Origin of the sequence: Flavobacterium sp. RHBU_24, assembly GCF_046613695.1 — a bacterium.
In the GTDB taxonomy this organism is placed as follows: Bacteria; Bacteroidota; Bacteroidia; order Flavobacteriales; family Flavobacteriaceae; genus Flavobacterium.
On the sequence record NZ_JBKJHD010000006.1, the window covers coordinates 77,235 to 93,337 of the forward strand.

Sequence of the window (16,103 nt, forward strand, 5' to 3'; positions counted from 1 at the left end):
TAACTATGATTATGAAAAATAAATTTATTAAAATTTCTGTTTGTACCCTTGCCTTGTCTTTACTGCTGGGTTCATGTACAGACGATATACTTGATGAACAGTCCCGTACCGTATATACCCCAGACTATTTTAAGACAGAAGCGGGTGTAATAGGTGGGTTAACCGGTATGTATGCGCACTTACGCTACATGTATGGCCAGGCGTATTATTATAATGCCACCCTAACCGGTACTGACGAGGCTACCTGGGGGCAGTCTGCTGATGGTAACTTTAAGGATGCCGACCTTTCCGGTGTGGGCAACCTAAATTCAAGTAGCAGCCGTTCAGACGTATTGTGGAATACTGCCTTTTCTAATATTAATGCCGCAAATGGTATTATTGAGAATGCTTCAGCTGTGGGTATTAGTGAAGCCTTGGTTTCTGAAGCACGCTTTTTCCGTGCGTTTGACTACTTTTTATTAGTGCAGACTTTCGGCGGTGTACCGCTGGATTTGGGTTCTGGTGAACTGAAGTTTAATGTTAGCCAAAACCGTACGTCTGTAAGGAATACAGTGCCTGAAGTGTATACTAAAGTTATATTCCCGGATCTTGTAACGGCGGTAGCAAACCTTCCTGATGCAGGGCGTGTTACCGGTGGCGCGACAAAAACGGTGGCGCGACTGCACCTTGCAAAAGCCTACCTTACTTACGGATGGTGGCTTGAAAACCCTAATAATATACCTACATATCCTGAAACGCCGCGCACTGACCCTGATGGGCACAATGCACAGTGGTATTTCCAAAAGGCTTATGATATTGCTATTGAGGGAATTGATAACCCCGGGCCATTTGCACTACAGCCTACATTTTATGATGTTAACGTAGCAACTAATGACCGTAATAATGAAATATTGCTGATGGCAGACCATACTGAATCAAGCGAGATATTTAACGGAGGCAGCCTGACCTTTGGTAGCGGTGGGGCCCCAGATAATTTTGCAGGCTGGATGCTGACATGGAACTACACATCGTTGGTTAGCGGTACAACTCCCGCCTGGACAGCTAAGGTAAGTTCTGTTCAGCGCGAAGCGGCGCAGCCTTACGGCCGCCCGTGGGTGCGTATGGCGCCTCCGCAGGGTGTATTTAACAATACTTTTGCCGATAAAGTTAATGACTCGCGCTACGATGGTACTTTTACCACAGTATACAGAGGTAATTGGGATAAAACAACTCTTATCGGTACAAATCCTGTGTTATATGGTGCAAATGGTATTGCAGTAGAGCCTGGAGATGCTATATTCAGCTTCCTTAACGAAGAGCCTTCACAACCGATAGACTTTAGTAATACCACCTATAATAGCGGTATTGGTGCCGGTGTATTGCCGGGCAGGGCGGATTTTGTATTGCCTCCATCGCGCATAAGCCGCAGGGTATACCCGGGCCTTTGGAAATTAGGCCCTTACCGTACGGATAACGCCGGTGGGTTAGGCCAGCCTAACGCGGGCAGCACACGTCCTTTTAATGTGGCTAAATTCTCTGAACTTTACTTAGTGGCTGCCGAAGCTGCCGTAAAAGGCGCTGCTACCCAGCCGGGTAAAAGTGCAAGGGACCTTGTAAACGTGCTTCGTGCCCGTGCCGGTAAATGGCGCTATTCTAATGCCGATAACGCGGTATTTATCCAGGATAACAGTGCGGCTGCCGTCGCCGCGACACCTGCCGTAATAGACATTAATTATATACTGGCAGAGCGCTCAAGGGAATATTTTGGCGAAGGTTACCGTTGGTTTGACCTTGTGCGCACCCAAAAATGGAATGAGTTAGCCGGGACGTATACAATTTGTGGCCCCAATCTTACCGATGTAACGCCACAAACCTTTACCCGTACCATTCAGCCGTTCCATTACCTGCGTCCAATACCGCAAGGACAATTAGACGCTATGGACATGCCAGATGCAGATATTGAGGCCTACCAAAACCCGGGTTACGAATAATATTTATAGCATTTAAAATACATATGTTTGGGTTAACATAGAGTTTAGTTTTGGGTTAGTTGAGCATCCCGGTAGTTATACCGGGATGCTTCTTTATTTAATACTATATGTCATTTTAAACAAAAAAAAGTGATAATTTTATCTAAATTATAGGATTATGTCAAATATCACGATAAAAGATATTGCTAAGGCTTTAAACTTCTCAGTATCTACTATATCAAAAGCCTTAAATAACAGTTACGAAATAAGCCCGGTTACTAAAAAGATAATTACAGAGTATGCCAAAGCAAATAATTATACGCCAAACAGGTTTGCGAAAAGTTTAAAAGTGGGGCAAAGCACCTCGATAGGTGTTATAATATCCTCTTTTTTCAGTACTACATTCCTGGCGCAAATTATAGACGGTATTTATAAGGCATCGTATGAAGTGGGCTATGACATTATAATCATGCAAAGCTTTGAGAACGTTGAAAAGGAGCGGGCTTGCCTCGATACCCTCCTTGCCAAGGGTGTTGACGGAATTTTACTGGCGCCGGTTAGCGAAACTTCAAATTCTGAGTACCTTAATTATATTAACGATAACCTTTGCCCTATTGTTTTGTTTGACCGCATTAATCCTACCATAAACACCACAAAAATAGGGGTTAATGAATATAATGGCGCGTTAGAGGCTACACAGCACCTTATTAATATTAACAGGAAGAGGATACTTTTTATAACGGGTGATAAATTTGGGGAGAATAACCAGCGGATATTAGGGTTTAAAAAAGCCCTTAAAGATCTTGACATCCCTTTAAACTCAAGGTATATGGTATATTGTAACCTTGAAAATATTGAAGAACTGGATGCCAAAATTAGAAACTCTATACTTGATTTACGCGAAATGAATATAGGGCCTAATGCTATTTTTGGCGCCACAGACCTGATTACAATGCGTACCCTGGGAATACTTGCCGAAATGCACATTAAGGTTCCCGAGGAAATGGCGGTAATAGGGTTTGCCAATACGGATATAGCGTTTTCCATGAATCCGCCGTTATCTGCCATACGGCAGCCTGCAAGGGATATGGGCTACCTTTCCCTGAAGAAACTTATTGAACTTATCAACCTTGAGGCCGAGGGCAAGAAGCAGGTAAAGTTTGAAACGATACTTTTAGACACAGTGCTAAACATCCGTAAGTCTACGGCGTTACCCGGTGTATGAGTATAGCTTGTTGCAATTGAATTAAATATATGAGAACCCGTAACCTGTAATGTGTTATTTACCTTTATGTAAATTAAAATACCGGTTTGCATTGTGATAACAAATGTCTGAAATAATGCTGCCTATCCAGTTGATATCATTAGGTGTAAAGCCCTTCTGTATGTCCTGTGCGAAGAGGTTGCACAGCAACCTCCTGAAATACTCATGGCGTGAGTAAGAGAGAAACGAGCGCGAATCAGTAAGCATGCCTATAAATGTGCTTATAAGCCCCTGGTTAGACAAGGTATTTATTTGTTTTGTCATGCCGTCTAACTGATCTAAAAACCACCAGCCAGACCCAAACTGTATTTTTCCGCGTATTCCCTCATTCTGGAAATTACCGGCCATAGTGGCAAATAAGGTGTTATCTGCGGGATTGAGGTTATACAATACTGTTTTTGCCAGTTTTTCCTGCCGCTCCATGTGGTTTAAAAATGCCGAAAGCGTTTCTGCCTGCCTGTAATCGCCTATAGAATCGTAGCCGGTATCTGCCCCCAGCACAGCCACCATGTGTGCATTGCTGTTTCGCAGCGCACCAAGGTGAAATTGCTGAACCCAGCCTTTAGTATGGTACATTGCAGCCAGTTCGGTAAGTATGTAAAATGAAAAAGCTTCTTTAACTTCAGCTGCGCGGGTATCATTACCACGTAAAACTTCAATGAAAACAGCATCAATTTCCGGTTTTGAAAACGTGCCGGCCCCAGGTATACAGGATAGCCCATGATCGGCCGTAACACAGCCGGCAGCATCAAAATAATCAATACGCGCGCTGTATGCGGCAGTCAGCGAATTAAGGTCGGTAATTTCTATGTCTGAAACCTTGGCTAACGTAGTAACATAATTCCTGAAGTCGTTGCCTGAATGAATGTTAAAAATTTTATCAGGCCTGAACGAGGGAAGCACCTTTGTCTTAAAAGCACTTTTGCTTAATAAAAGGTGGTGTTCCAGCGAATCTACCGGGTCGTCGGTAGTGCCCACCATGGCTACGTTAAAATGCTGCAACAGCCCCTGTGTAGAAAAGTTATCCTGCTGCAGCTGGTCTTGTGTGGTCTCAAAAATGCGTCCGGCACTGTCAGGATTTAGCAGTTCCTCAATGCCGAAAGGGTTTTTAAGTTCCATGTGGGTCCAGTGGAATAAGGGGTTCCGCAACGTGTACGGAACCGTTTCACTCCACTTTTCAAATTTTTCACGGTCGGTTGCATTTCCCGTAATATAATGCTCCTGTACCCCTATGGCACGCATGGCACGCCACTTATAATGGTCGCCTTTTAGCCATATATCGGTTATATTTTCAAACTTTTTATCTGTAGCTATCGCCTCGGGCGACAGGTGGGAATGATAATCTATAATAGGCTGGTTTTTTGCAAAACCATGATATAATTGTTGCGCAATGTCAGACTCTAAAATAAAGTTATCGTTTAAAAATGCCATGTTTTACGTGTTATGTTTATTGGCCAATAATACCCAGTTCAAGGCCCCGCAATTCTGCCAGGCCGCGTAGCCTGCCAATAGCCGAATACCCCGGGTGTGTTGTTTTATTAAGGTCATCCAGCATCTGGTGGCCATGGTCTGGCCTGAAGGGTATCGGTGTATCGCGCTTACTGTTTTCGGCTACAATTGCCTTCATAATTGCATACATGTTTACATCGCCGTCAAGGTGGTCTGCTTCATAAAAATTACCCAGCGCGTCTTTTTTTACATTTCGTAAATGAATAAAGTTCACACGGTGCTTTACGGCTTCAAATATATCGGTAATATCATTTGTTACACCTGCCCCTAAAGACCCTGTGCAAAAGCAAATACCATTATGTTCTTCGTTTACCCCTTGTATTATATATTCTAAATCGGCTTTGTTGCTCGCAATCCGGGGCAGGCCTAAAATAGGGTAGGGCGGGTCGTCCGGGTGGATGGTCATGTGTATGCCCCCTTCTTTACATACTTCTGCAATTTCGCTAAGAAAGTAAAGCAGGTTTTCACGCAGGCCGTCAAAACCTATAGCCTGGTAGGTAGTAATGCTCTCCTGCAAACTTTCTAGGGTAACGGTGTCTTCTCCGGGAACACCCATTAAAACAACCTCGGTTAGCATTGCTTTTTCTTCGTCAGATATTGTGTTGTTGCGTTCCGCCGCCGCGGCAATTATTTCTGCGGAATAGTCGTTTTCCGCATTTGCCCTTTGTAGTATATATATATCAAAATAGGCCAGGTCTATCCAGTTAAAATAAAGCGCTTTAGAGCCGTCTTTCATTTCAAGGTCCAGTTTTGTACGCGTCCAGTCAAGCACCGGCATAAAATTGTAGCAAACTGTTTTAAGGCCACATGCTGCAAGGTTTTTAAGCGACTGCCTGTAATTGTCCAGGTACTTTTCAGCATCCTGGCTACGCGTTTTTATAGCCTCGTGTACCGGCACGCTCTCTACTACAGACCATGTAAGGCCGGCATCTTCTATCTGTTTTTTTCTTTTTAAAATTTCTTCAGTAGTCCACACCTGCCCGTGGGCAACGTGGTGCAGTGCCGATACTACCCCCGTAGCGCCCGCCTGTTTTACATCCTGCAGGCTTACGCTGTCATCCGGGCCATACCATCTCCAGGTTTGCTCTAATTTGTTCATATTAGTTATATCTAAAAAATTATACGCCGCTCCAGGCATTAAAACCACCATCCACAAAAATTCGTTCGCCGTTTACAAAGGCAGATGCATCACTTAGCAAATATACCAGCGTGCCGGACAGTTCTTCAGGTACGCCAAGGCGGGAGAAGGGTGTGCTGCTCACAAATTTCTGAGCCCTTTCGGTAAAGCTGCCGTCAGTGTTTGTAAGCAGTGTGCGGTTTTGCTCGGTAAGGAACACACCGGGGGCAATGCTGTTAACACGCACCTTATCGCCATAACGCAACGACATTTCGGTAGCCATCCACTTCGTATAGCCGTCTACACCGTGTTTTGCCACATTGTAGCCCAGTCCCCTTGTTATGGCCTGGCTGGCTGCCAGCGATGATATGTTTACTATGGCGCCCTTTCCTTTTTCGGCAATTACGCGGCCAAATATATGTGTAGGGATAATAGTACCGTACAGGTTAAGTTCTATGGCTTTAATAGTATCTGAAATTTCAGCGTCAAAAAGGTTTTGGTCGGGGCCTATGGTTGCACCGGGAAGGTTGCCTCCGGCGGCGTTTACAAGCCCATCTATAGTGCCGAAATGGGTAAGGATTTCATTTTTAGCCTTAAGTACTTCTGCTTCATCAAGTACGTTTGCTGTAATGGCAATTGCTTCGGCGCCTTCTGCATGTGCCTGTTCTACACGTAGTTGTGCTTTTTCTTCATTACGGCCTAAAATGGCGAGCCTGCCCCCGGCCTGGGCAATGGCTTTAACAAACGACTCACCAAGTATACCGGTAGCCCCGGTTACCACAATTACTTTTCCGTTAAGGGAAAAAGAATCTAAAATATTCATTGTTGTTTTGTTTTATAGGCTAAGCGTTACAAGGTGTCAATATTACCCCAAAAAATAATTTTATCTTACAACTTTCCAAAATATTAACTATAACGTATTCGTATTTTTTGCGTACGAACTACATAAAAACGCTGCCTGCAGGCTTATTTTAATTCGGCACATTTTTGTAAAAAACTTACACTAACTTAATAAACAGGCTACATTGTAAGCAGTATTTTTACTTAAGCAGGGGCTAATGCAAATAAAAGGTATTTATTTTAAATTTAAAAAGATAGTATTTTAAATGTTTGTTGTTTTATAGCGTTCCATTTATAGGGATAATCGTAATAATATAACCGCTAATAGTTTAAGTAACATTTAACCCCTTATTAAGGGTAGTTGTTACGGTGTACAATTATCTTTAGGATAAACTTAAAACGTATAGTATGGACACAGAGAATACAATGAGCCGCCGCAGGGCAATAGGGGGTATAGGGGCAGTATTAGCCACTGCCGCTATAAGCCCGGTTATGGCAGAAGAGCTTACAGGTGCAGGTTATAACCAGCCCTTAGCGCTGGATGACCCTACTACAAAATATGTAAGGCCGCCGTTTAAAGAGCAGTTGCAGCCCTGGCCGGGGCTTGCAGGGAAAATGGACCCGAAGCCGGACCATGGCGAAAAAAGCTATAAAGGCTCAGGCCGCCTTAAAGGACGTAAAGCGCTGATTACCGGTGGCGACTCGGGCATGGGCAGGGCTGCGGCCATTGCTTATGCAAGGGAAGGCGCCGACGTAGCCATTAACTATCTGCCTGCGGAGGAAGATGATGCCCGGGAGGTTATCGCGTTAATTAAGGCCGAAGGCCGCAAGGGGATTGCGATACCCGGCGACCTGCGTGATGAAGCATTTTGCAGGAGGCTGGTAGATGAGGCCGTTAAAGCGCTGGGCGGGCTTGATATACTGGTTAATAACGCGGCGAGGCAGCAAACAAAAGCATCTATACAGGACATAACCAATGAGGATTTTGACGCTACCATGAAGACAAACATTTACGCGCCTTTCTGGACGATTAAAGCTGCTTTACCCCACCTTAAGCCGGGTTCTGCTATCATTGGCACGACTTCGGTACAGGCGACCGACCCCAGTGAGGACTTATACGACTATGCACAAACAAAGGCCGCAACCACAAATTATGTAAAGTCGCTGGCAAAACAGCTTGGGCCAAAAGGCATCCGCGTAAACGGTGTTGCACCTGGCCCCATCTGGACGCCGCTACAGGTAAGCGGCGGCGCCACTATGGAGAAATTAACGCAGTTTGGTGGTGATACACCGCTGGGCAGGCCCGGGCAGCCCGCCGAGCTGGCCTCTATTTATGTGCAGCTTGCCGCTAACGATGCGAGTTATGCTAACGGGCAGATATATGCCGCGTCGGGCGGCGCCGGGCATCCTTAAATTTAGTGCATAGCCAAAAAACAAGGAATCCTGCTACTCTTAGCGGGATTTCATGTTTTTGGTTATGGCCTTACTGGGAGTGGCCAACTTTAAAAATATGCAAAATCGTGTCATGTATTAAACGTCATTAGCAAAAATTGAATTCACGTATTTTCAAAATTCATCCGTCATTTTATGCACTATATTTTTTATTGATTAAATTTTTACTGATTTGTTAATAAAAATAACAAATTGCAATGCCACTTATACTACTTCTATTTATATTTGTAATAAATACACTTATTATTTATACCATCATAACTGCATTATATCGTACTCTTAAAAGCCCATAAAGGCGGGCTCTAATGAGATTAAGATTATCATTAAATAGTTAACAAACCCAATAAACAAAAATGAAGAACAAGACCCAAATTTTATTTTCCTTGACGTGTTTTTTATCAGCTCTGACAATGACAGCGCAAAACCCCATTATAAAACATATTTTTACCGCCGACCCATCGCCCATTGTGCATAAAGGCACGTTATATTTATATACGGGGCATGATGTGGCAACCGAAGCGGATACCAATTATAAAATGGCCGACTGGCATGTGTTTTCTACAACGGATATGGCTACCTGGAAAGACCATGGGGCACCGCTTTCGCCCAGTACCTTTTCATGGGCTGAAGGCGATGCTTATGCAGCCCAGTGCATAGAACGAGATGGTAAGTTTTACTGGTTTGTTTCTACATTCCATAAAAAAGGCGATGTAAGCGGTGGCGGCGCAGCGATAGGCGTGGCGGTTTCAGACAGCCCTACAGGGCCGTTTAAAGACGCTATAGGCAAAGCCCTTATTATAAACGAAATGACCACGGATATGAAAATTTCGTGGGATGATATTGACCCTACCGTGTTTGTTGATGATGATGGCCAGGCCTATATGTTTTGGGGCAACGGGAGCTGCAAATGGGTAAAGCTTAAAAAGAACATGATAGAGGTAGATGGGGGGATAAACACCTTTAAGCCAAAAAATTATATCGAAGGGCCGTGGGTATATAAAAGAAAGGGTCTTTACTACTTAGTATATGCCAGCGCGGGTACAAAGCCCGAAATGATAGAATACTGCACGGCTACAAGCCCTACAGGACCATGGAACTACCAGGGCATCATCCAGGAAAATGTACCTAACAGCTTTACTACGCACCCCGGCATTATTGACTACAAAGGTAAATCATACTTTTTTTACCACAACGGCAGCCTGCCTACCGGCGGCAGCTACAGGCGCTCTGTTTGTGTAGATTATATGTACTATAATGAGGATGGCACTATCCAGAAGATAGTGCAGACTACCGAAGGCGTAAGTAAAATTAAATGACTTCAAAAACAAACCCAATAATAAATTTTTTTTAAACCAAACTAAAACAGTAATCATGAAACAGAATTCCATTGCCAAATTATGGGGATTTATGTTGTGTAGTTGCATGGCCTTTGCACAAACAAATGCCCCTGCCATTACCGAAGACTTTAAGCCTTCTACCGTTAACCAGCCGGGGCAGGAGTATCCGCAGGTCAATTCGCAGGGCTATGCCCGGTTCCAGATCGCGGCACCCGATGCCAAATCAGTTGTTGTAAGCCTGGGCCTGGGCGGCGCGAAAGGCGGTACAACCCTTGAAAAAGCCGAAGACGGCTTATGGAAGGGCACCACCGCGGGCCCTATGGACGAAGGCTTCCATTATTATCACGTAACGGTAGACGGAGGTGTTTTTAACGACCCCGGCGCCCTTAACTTTTATGGCTCTACCCGCTGGGAAAGCGGTATTGAAATTCCGGCCCACGACCAGGATTTCTATGCCTTAAAAGATGTTCCGCATGGTAACGTGCAGCAAATACTCTTCCCTTCAAAAAGCACTAATACCTCACGCAGGGCCTATGTATATACGCCGCCGGGATACCACAAGGATAAATCTAAAACGTATCCTGTGGTATATTTACAGCACGGCTGGGGCGAAGATGAAACGGCCTGGTCAAACCAGGGGCATGTTAATTTAATAATGGATAACTTAATTGCCGAGGGTAAAATAAAACCTTTCCTTATAGTAATGACCTACGGAATGACAAACGAAATTAAATGGGGCGGCATGTCCAGCTTTAAAATTGAGCCGTTCCAAACGGTACTTGTAGATGAGCTGATACCTTATGTTGATGCAAATTTCCGTACGGTTGCCACCCCGGCGGGCCGCGCTATGGCAGGCCTCTCTATGGGCGGTATGGAAACGCATACCATAACACTTAATAAGCCGGATGTTTTTTCGCACTACGCGCTGCTAAGCGGTGGTGTGTATAAGCCCGAAGAAATTAAAGACAAATCAAAAGTTAAGCTCATTTTTATAAGCTGTGGCAGTAAAGAAAGGCCGGAAGGGGTTAAAGACGCGGTAAAAACGCTTAAGGCAGCCGGCTACAATGCGGTTTCATACATTTCTGAAGGCACCGCACACGAATTTTTAACATGGCGCCGCAGCTTTAAGGAGCTGGCACCACTTTTATTCAAATAAAATACTTCCTGAGCACGTCCTGGCTTGTGTGTTAGCAGTAAAAAATATTTTTTACGTGAGCTAACCTGGCCAGGGCGGGTTCTTTTTTATAACCCATTGCTTTAAAAATTATGACTAAATATACTATTAACCCAAAAGTTTTTTTTAGTTTCAACCAGGCCTTATCCCAAAAGGGATTATTGTTTTTTTGCCTGTTCTGTGTATCGGGCATTGCCTTCTCCCAAAACCTAGTTTTAAATGATAAGGAGTATTTTGAAACCCCGGGCCTTAACGTCCTTGTTTTCAGTAATGAATATAACGGTATGTTTTATGACGAAAAAACAGCCGGTTTAGAGTTTATCCACCACGGGGTAAGAACGGTTACAGGCGGCGCGATACGCCTGCAAAACACGCCCGAACAGTGGGACCTAATCCCGAAAATGACAAGCCGTAAAGTAGACAGGGCAACTAACACCATTGAAGTGGGTCTGCGTTATGAAGAGTTTGACTTTGATTCAAGGTTTAGCGTTACCCCTAAGGGCAAAGGTTTTGTAATCAACGTTTTTTTAGATAAGCCGGTGCCAAAAGCCCTGGAGGGAAAAGCAGGTTTTAATATGGAATTTATACCTACCTCTTATTTTGAGGGCAATTATTTAGTGGACGGGAAAGCGGGAACGTTTCCGCGCTACCCCGCCAGCGATACACAAACCCTGCCTTCTTCACAGAAAATACAGCAGTTTGCTACCCATACCACATTTGATGACCGCGGCAGGAACGAATTTATTGTAACACTTCCGCTTGCAACGGGCAAGAACTTTATCCTTGCGCCTGAAAACCCTGAACGTACAGTTAAAATTGAGTCAGACGGCCAGGACGTGATGCTTTTTGACGGAAGGAACCTTGGGCAAAACGGCTGGTTTATAGTACGCAGCCTCCTGCCGGTAAACAAAACCGGCAAGGTGCTTACCTGGTATGTAGAACCTAATGCGATACCAAACTGGACCAGAAAGCCGGTGATAGCATTCTCTCAGGTGGGGTACATGCCCAGCCAGAAGAAAGTGGCGGTAATAGAACTTGATAAAAACGATAAGGCGTTACCGAAGGCATCGGTATTTAAGCTGAATGCTGATGGTAAGTTTACCGAGCAGCTAAAAGCAGACGTTAAAGTGTGGGGCCCTTACCTGCGCTATAATTATGCCCAGTTTGACTTTAGCGCCATTAAGGAAAAAGGGTTGTATTACATTCAGTATGGCGACCAGAAAACAAATACGTTCCAGATAGAGGATGACGTATATGCTAAAATATGGCAGCCTACCATGGATGTATGGTTCCCGGTGCAGATGGACCACATGGAGGTAAACGAAGCCTACCGTATATGGCATGGCAAGCCGTTTTTAGACGACTGCCTGCAGGCGCCGGTAAACCACGAACACTTTGACGGCTATAAACAAGGCCCTACAACCGAAACCAAATACAAGCCGTTAGAGCGTATCCCTAACATGGCGGTAGGCGGCTGGTTCGACGCGGGCGACTTTGACATACAGACTTTTTCGCACGTTAGCGTAATAAACAGTTTTGTAGAATCGTGGGAAGCATTTAAGGTAACCCGCGACGAAACGTATATCGACCAGAAAACCCAGTTTGTAGACATTCACCGTCCTGACGGGCAGCCCGATATACTCCAGCAGATAGAGCACGGCGCGCTGAACCTTGTGGCACAGGTTGAAAACATAGGCCACCCGGTAAGGGGTATAATTGTGCCCCACCTGCACCAGTACCACCATTTGGGTGATGCCTCTACCGAAACCGATAACCTGCCCTATAATCCATCATTAAAGCCGTATGAATCTAACGGTTCTTCAACCGGTACGCCGGATGACCGCTGGGCGTTTACTAACCGCTCTTCGTTTCTGGATTACCGCACGGCAGGTGCATTAGCCGCCGCAGGCAGGGCCTTAAAAGGGTATAATGATACACTTGCAGAGAAATGTGTAATGCTTGCCGCAAAGCTAAATGCAGAAGCTAACGAAATAGCAAAAACCGCAAAACCGGATGCCAGCCCGATGTCGCGCTGGGGCAGGGGGAGCGACATGATAGCCATGATGCAGCTGTACCTAAGCACTAAGGATGAGAAGTACAAAAAGGGTTTCTTAGACAAGATATGGAAGTTACTCGACGAGAATTTAGAGCCTAACATGAATGCTGCCCTCTTAGCCGTGCCTGCCATGGATAAAAAGTATAAAGAAAAATTAAGGGGCTATGTACTTAAGTATAAGGAAAAAATTGACAAGGATAATTCAGATAACCCCTATGGTGTACCCGTTGTAAAGAGGGGCTGGGGAGGTACTTCGCAGGTTATTAACTGGGCGAGTACAAACTACTACATCTATAAAATTTATCCGGATGTCCTTGATAAGGAATATGTATACCGCGGCTTAAATTACGTTTTAGGATGCCACCCGTATTCTAACCTGTCTTTTGTAAATGCGGTAGGCAACAAATCAAAAAAAGTGGCTTACGGTGGCAACCGTGCCGATTTTACAACCATTGCCGGGGGCGTGGTGCCGGGCCTTATTTTCCTGAAGCCGGATTATTTAGAGAATAAAGACGACTGGCCATTCTTTTGGGGAGAAAATGAGTGTATTATAGATGGTGGCGCCTGGTATGTTTTCCTTGCTAACGCAGCAAATGAGCTGGCAGCCACAAAGTAATAACTGTATAATAATAATGATATGAAATCAATTTTAAGCGCATTCATACTACTGTCCGGCTTGTGTATCCAAACGGCCCAGGGACAGGGAACACCAAAAGTGGCAGAAGATTTTAAACCCTCATCGGTTAACCAGGCGGATAAACAATTTCCGCAGGTAAATTCGCAACGGCGCGTGCGTGCCAGTATTGCTGCGCCAAATGCTACCAAGGTGCAGCTTGACCTTGGCGGTGTTAAATATGACATGGTAAAAGATGCCAACGGGGTGTGGACGGGCGAATCTGATCCGCAGGACGAGGGTTTTCACTATTACCAGTTAAATGTTGACGGCGCTTCGGTGCCGGATCCGGGCACGCTGTATTTTTATGGCGCGGGCAGGTGGGGCAGCGGTATAGAAATTCCTTCGGCAGACCAGGAATTTTTTGCCCTGAAAAATGTACCCCACGGCCTGGTGAGCGAAAATATTTACTTTTCCAAGCTTACCAATGCTTTCAGGCGTTGTTTTATATACACCCCGCCGGGTTATCATGAAAACGCAAAAAACCGTTACCCTGTGCTTTACTTACAGCACGGAAGTTTTGAAGACGAAACCGGATGGGCTTCACAGGGCAAGGCTAATTTAATTTTAGACAACCTGATTGCCGCAAAGCAGGCCACCCCCATGATTATTGTAATGGACAATGGGTATGCCTTTGCGCCGCAGAGCAAAGAGGCCGTGGCTAAAAAGGAAAGGCCGGAATCTGTTTTTGAGCAGGTACTGGTTACCGAGGTTATCCCTATGGTTGATGGTAAATTCCGTACCCTGGCCGACCGCGACCACAGGGCTATTGCCGGTTTATCGATGGGTGCCAACCAAACCATGCGCATTATGATGAACCACCTTGACACATTTTCGCACTACGGCGGATTTAGCGGTACCGCAAATTACCCCAGCAGTGATGCCCTTGATGCTTCAACGTTTTTAGACGGGAAATATAAAGACGGCAACGCGCTTAATAAAAAGATAAAGCTGTTCTGGCTGGGCCTGGGTACTAAGGAGCCTGTACCGTTCCCTAAATCAATTGGGGCGTTTAAAACCATGTTAGACCAGCAGGGTATTAAATATGTGTATTATGAATCGCCCGAAACGGCCCACGAATGGCTTACATGGCGCAGGTGTTTGTACCAGTTTGCCGGCAAGTTGTTTAAATAGGTAAGTCGAAAGTGTAAAAGTCGTAAAGGCGAAAGTATCTACAAGTATTATTTTTTACACTATATAATTTATACTGACCGCTACGTTATAAACAGTAAAAGAGGCTGATCATTATTATGACAGCCTCTTTTTTATTTAAATAAAATACTTTATTTATGGAAAAATACCCCTTTGCTGGTACGCCATCTCTATACGGGTAAGCGCCACTATGTAGGCGGCAGTACGCCAGTCGGTTTTATACTCTTCAGATGTGTGTACCACTTTGTCAAAGGCATCTTCCAGCTTTTTACGTAGTTTGGTAATCACGTCATCCATGGTCCATATCTCTCCGTTGCGGTTTTGCAGCCACTCATAGTAACTGCCTATCACACCACCCGAGTTACATAATATATCGGGTATAATTTCTACACCGTTAGCCAGCAGTATCGCCTCGCCTTCAGTATCTGTAGGGCCGTTGGCACCTTCAGCAATTACACGTGCCTTAATATTGCCTGCGTTCTCTTCGGTAATCTGGTTGCCCAGCGCCGCCGGTACAATAATATCACAATCAATACCAAAGAATTTGCTGCCGTCAAAATCATGGTCGGTATAACCATGTATGGTAGCATTGTCTTTCTGGTACTGTAGTAAATCTTCAGGATCCATACCGTCGGGGTTATATATGGTACCCGTAGCATCCTGAACACCTACCAGCACAGCGCCGTTTTTATTCATAAAATGCGCGGTCCAGTAACCTACGTTGCCAAAGCCCTGTACGATATATTTTTTGCCTTCAAGCGTAGTATTCCTTAGTTTAGCCCAGGCTTCAAGGGTTACCACCACACCAAAGCCCGTAGCCCTGTCGCGCCCCTCAAGCCCGCCTGAGCCTACCGGTTTACCGGTAACCACGTGCTGGTTTTTAGAACGCTCTGCCGGCGATTTGGTACTCATATAGGTGTCGGCTATCCAGGCCATCATCTGCGCGTTAGTGTTAACATCCGGCGCGGGTATGTCGTGTTCCGGGCCTATATTATCGCCCAGCGCATAGGTAAACCTGCGGGTTATCCTTTCAAGTTCGGCCTGGCTGAATTTTTTTGGGTCTATCTGTATACCGCCCTTGCCGCCGCCATAAGGCAATCCGGCTAATGAGGTTTTCCAGGTCATCCAGGTGGCAAGCGCGCGTGCAGCATCCAGGTCTACCGTTTCGTGGTAGCGAAGCCCGCCCTTATATGGGCCAAGCGCATTATTATGCTGTACACGGTAGCCCGTAAACACCTGTACATCGCCGTTATCCATCTTTACAGGAAAGTGTACAACTATTTCATTATTGGTAATTGCTAAAATTTTCTTTACGCTGGGGTCAAGGTTCATTACCCCGGCAGCCCTTTCAAACTGCCTCATAACGTTTTCATACATGCCCGTTTTGCGGACTTTAGTGGTTGTTGCCATACTTAAATTTACGACTTAATAACACGATTTTTTTGAACTCTTAAATTTCATTGCAAATATAAGAACAAAGGTAGCAGCAATTACGAAATACACAAAATATATTAACTTAAATTAAGATATTTTTAATTATAACTTTTATTAACATGCATTTAATAAATTTATAATAATTT

11 protein-coding genes are annotated in these 16,103 nt (G+C 44.8%); 7 read left to right on the forward strand and 4 right to left on the reverse strand.

Going from position 1 to position 16,103, the window contains the following annotated elements; genetic code table 11:
• Positions 1 to 11 precede the first annotated feature (11 nt).
• Entirely contained in the window at positions 12 to 1,970 is a 1,959-nt protein-coding gene (locus ACLI09_RS07995; protein WP_411419081.1) for a RagB/SusD family nutrient uptake outer membrane protein, read from the forward strand.
• Positions 1,971 to 2,127: 157 nt separating this feature from the next.
• Positions 2,128 to 3,174 carry a LacI family DNA-binding transcriptional regulator gene (locus tag ACLI09_RS08000; protein WP_411419082.1) on the forward strand — a complete coding sequence of 349 codons (1,047 nt, stop codon included), beginning with the start codon at positions 2,128 to 2,130 and terminating at the stop codon, positions 3,172 to 3,174.
• 54 nt (positions 3,175 to 3,228) lie between these two features.
• Here the strand turns inward: ACLI09_RS08000 and uxaC are convergent, their stop codons facing one another.
• The 3 genes from uxaC to ACLI09_RS08015 are packed head-to-tail and all read right to left on the reverse strand — an operon-like array spanning position 3,229 to position 6,662.
• The gene (uxaC, locus tag ACLI09_RS08005; protein ID WP_411419083.1) at positions 3,229 to 4,644 is read right to left on the reverse strand and encodes a glucuronate isomerase; all 1,416 of its coding nucleotides are present in this window, start codon (positions 4,642 to 4,644) and stop codon (positions 3,229 to 3,231) included.
• Between the two features lie 16 nt (positions 4,645 to 4,660).
• The gene (uxuA, locus tag ACLI09_RS08010; RefSeq protein WP_411419084.1) at positions 4,661 to 5,821 is read right to left on the reverse strand and encodes a mannonate dehydratase; all 1,161 of its coding nucleotides are present in this window, start codon (positions 5,819 to 5,821) and stop codon (positions 4,661 to 4,663) included.
• Between the two features lie 19 nt (positions 5,822 to 5,840).
• The gene (locus ACLI09_RS08015) at positions 5,841 to 6,662 is read right to left on the reverse strand and encodes an SDR family oxidoreductase (protein WP_411419085.1); all 822 of its coding nucleotides are present in this window, start codon (positions 6,660 to 6,662) and stop codon (positions 5,841 to 5,843) included.
• Positions 6,663 to 7,087: 425 nt separating this feature from the next.
• On the opposite strand from ACLI09_RS08015, the gene ACLI09_RS08020 reads away from it, so the two are divergent.
• The 5 genes from ACLI09_RS08020 (at position 7,088) to ACLI09_RS08040 (ending at position 14,505) form a co-directional block, all read left to right on the forward strand.
• A complete protein-coding gene (locus tag ACLI09_RS08020) occupies positions 7,088 to 8,092 on the forward strand; it encodes an SDR family oxidoreductase (RefSeq protein ID WP_411419086.1) in 1,005 nt (334 codons plus the stop codon).
• A 449-nt stretch (positions 8,093 to 8,541) separates the two neighbouring features.
• Positions 8,542 to 9,447: a glycoside hydrolase family 43 protein gene (locus tag ACLI09_RS08025; RefSeq protein WP_411419087.1), complete on the forward strand. Its 906-nt coding sequence runs from the start codon at positions 8,542 to 8,544 to the stop codon at positions 9,445 to 9,447.
• 55 nt (positions 9,448 to 9,502) lie between these two features.
• Complete coding sequence (locus ACLI09_RS08030; RefSeq protein WP_411419088.1) at positions 9,503 to 10,624, forward strand: alpha/beta hydrolase-fold protein; 1,122 nt, start codon at positions 9,503 to 9,505, stop codon at positions 10,622 to 10,624.
• Between the two features lie 110 nt (positions 10,625 to 10,734).
• Positions 10,735 to 13,314, forward strand: coding sequence for a glycoside hydrolase family 9 protein (locus ACLI09_RS08035; RefSeq protein ID WP_411419089.1), 2,580 nt, complete (start codon positions 10,735 to 10,737; stop codon positions 13,312 to 13,314).
• A gap of 21 nt (positions 13,315 to 13,335) precedes the next feature.
• Positions 13,336 to 14,505: an alpha/beta hydrolase-fold protein gene (locus ACLI09_RS08040; RefSeq protein ID WP_411419090.1), complete on the forward strand. Its 1,170-nt coding sequence runs from the start codon at positions 13,336 to 13,338 to the stop codon at positions 14,503 to 14,505.
• A gap of 153 nt (positions 14,506 to 14,658) precedes the next feature.
• Here the strand turns inward: ACLI09_RS08040 and ACLI09_RS08045 are convergent, their stop codons facing one another.
• Entirely contained in the window at positions 14,659 to 15,933 is a 1,275-nt protein-coding gene (locus ACLI09_RS08045; RefSeq protein ID WP_411419091.1) for a Glu/Leu/Phe/Val family dehydrogenase, read from the reverse strand.
• Between the last annotated feature and the right edge of the window lie 170 nt (positions 15,934 to 16,103).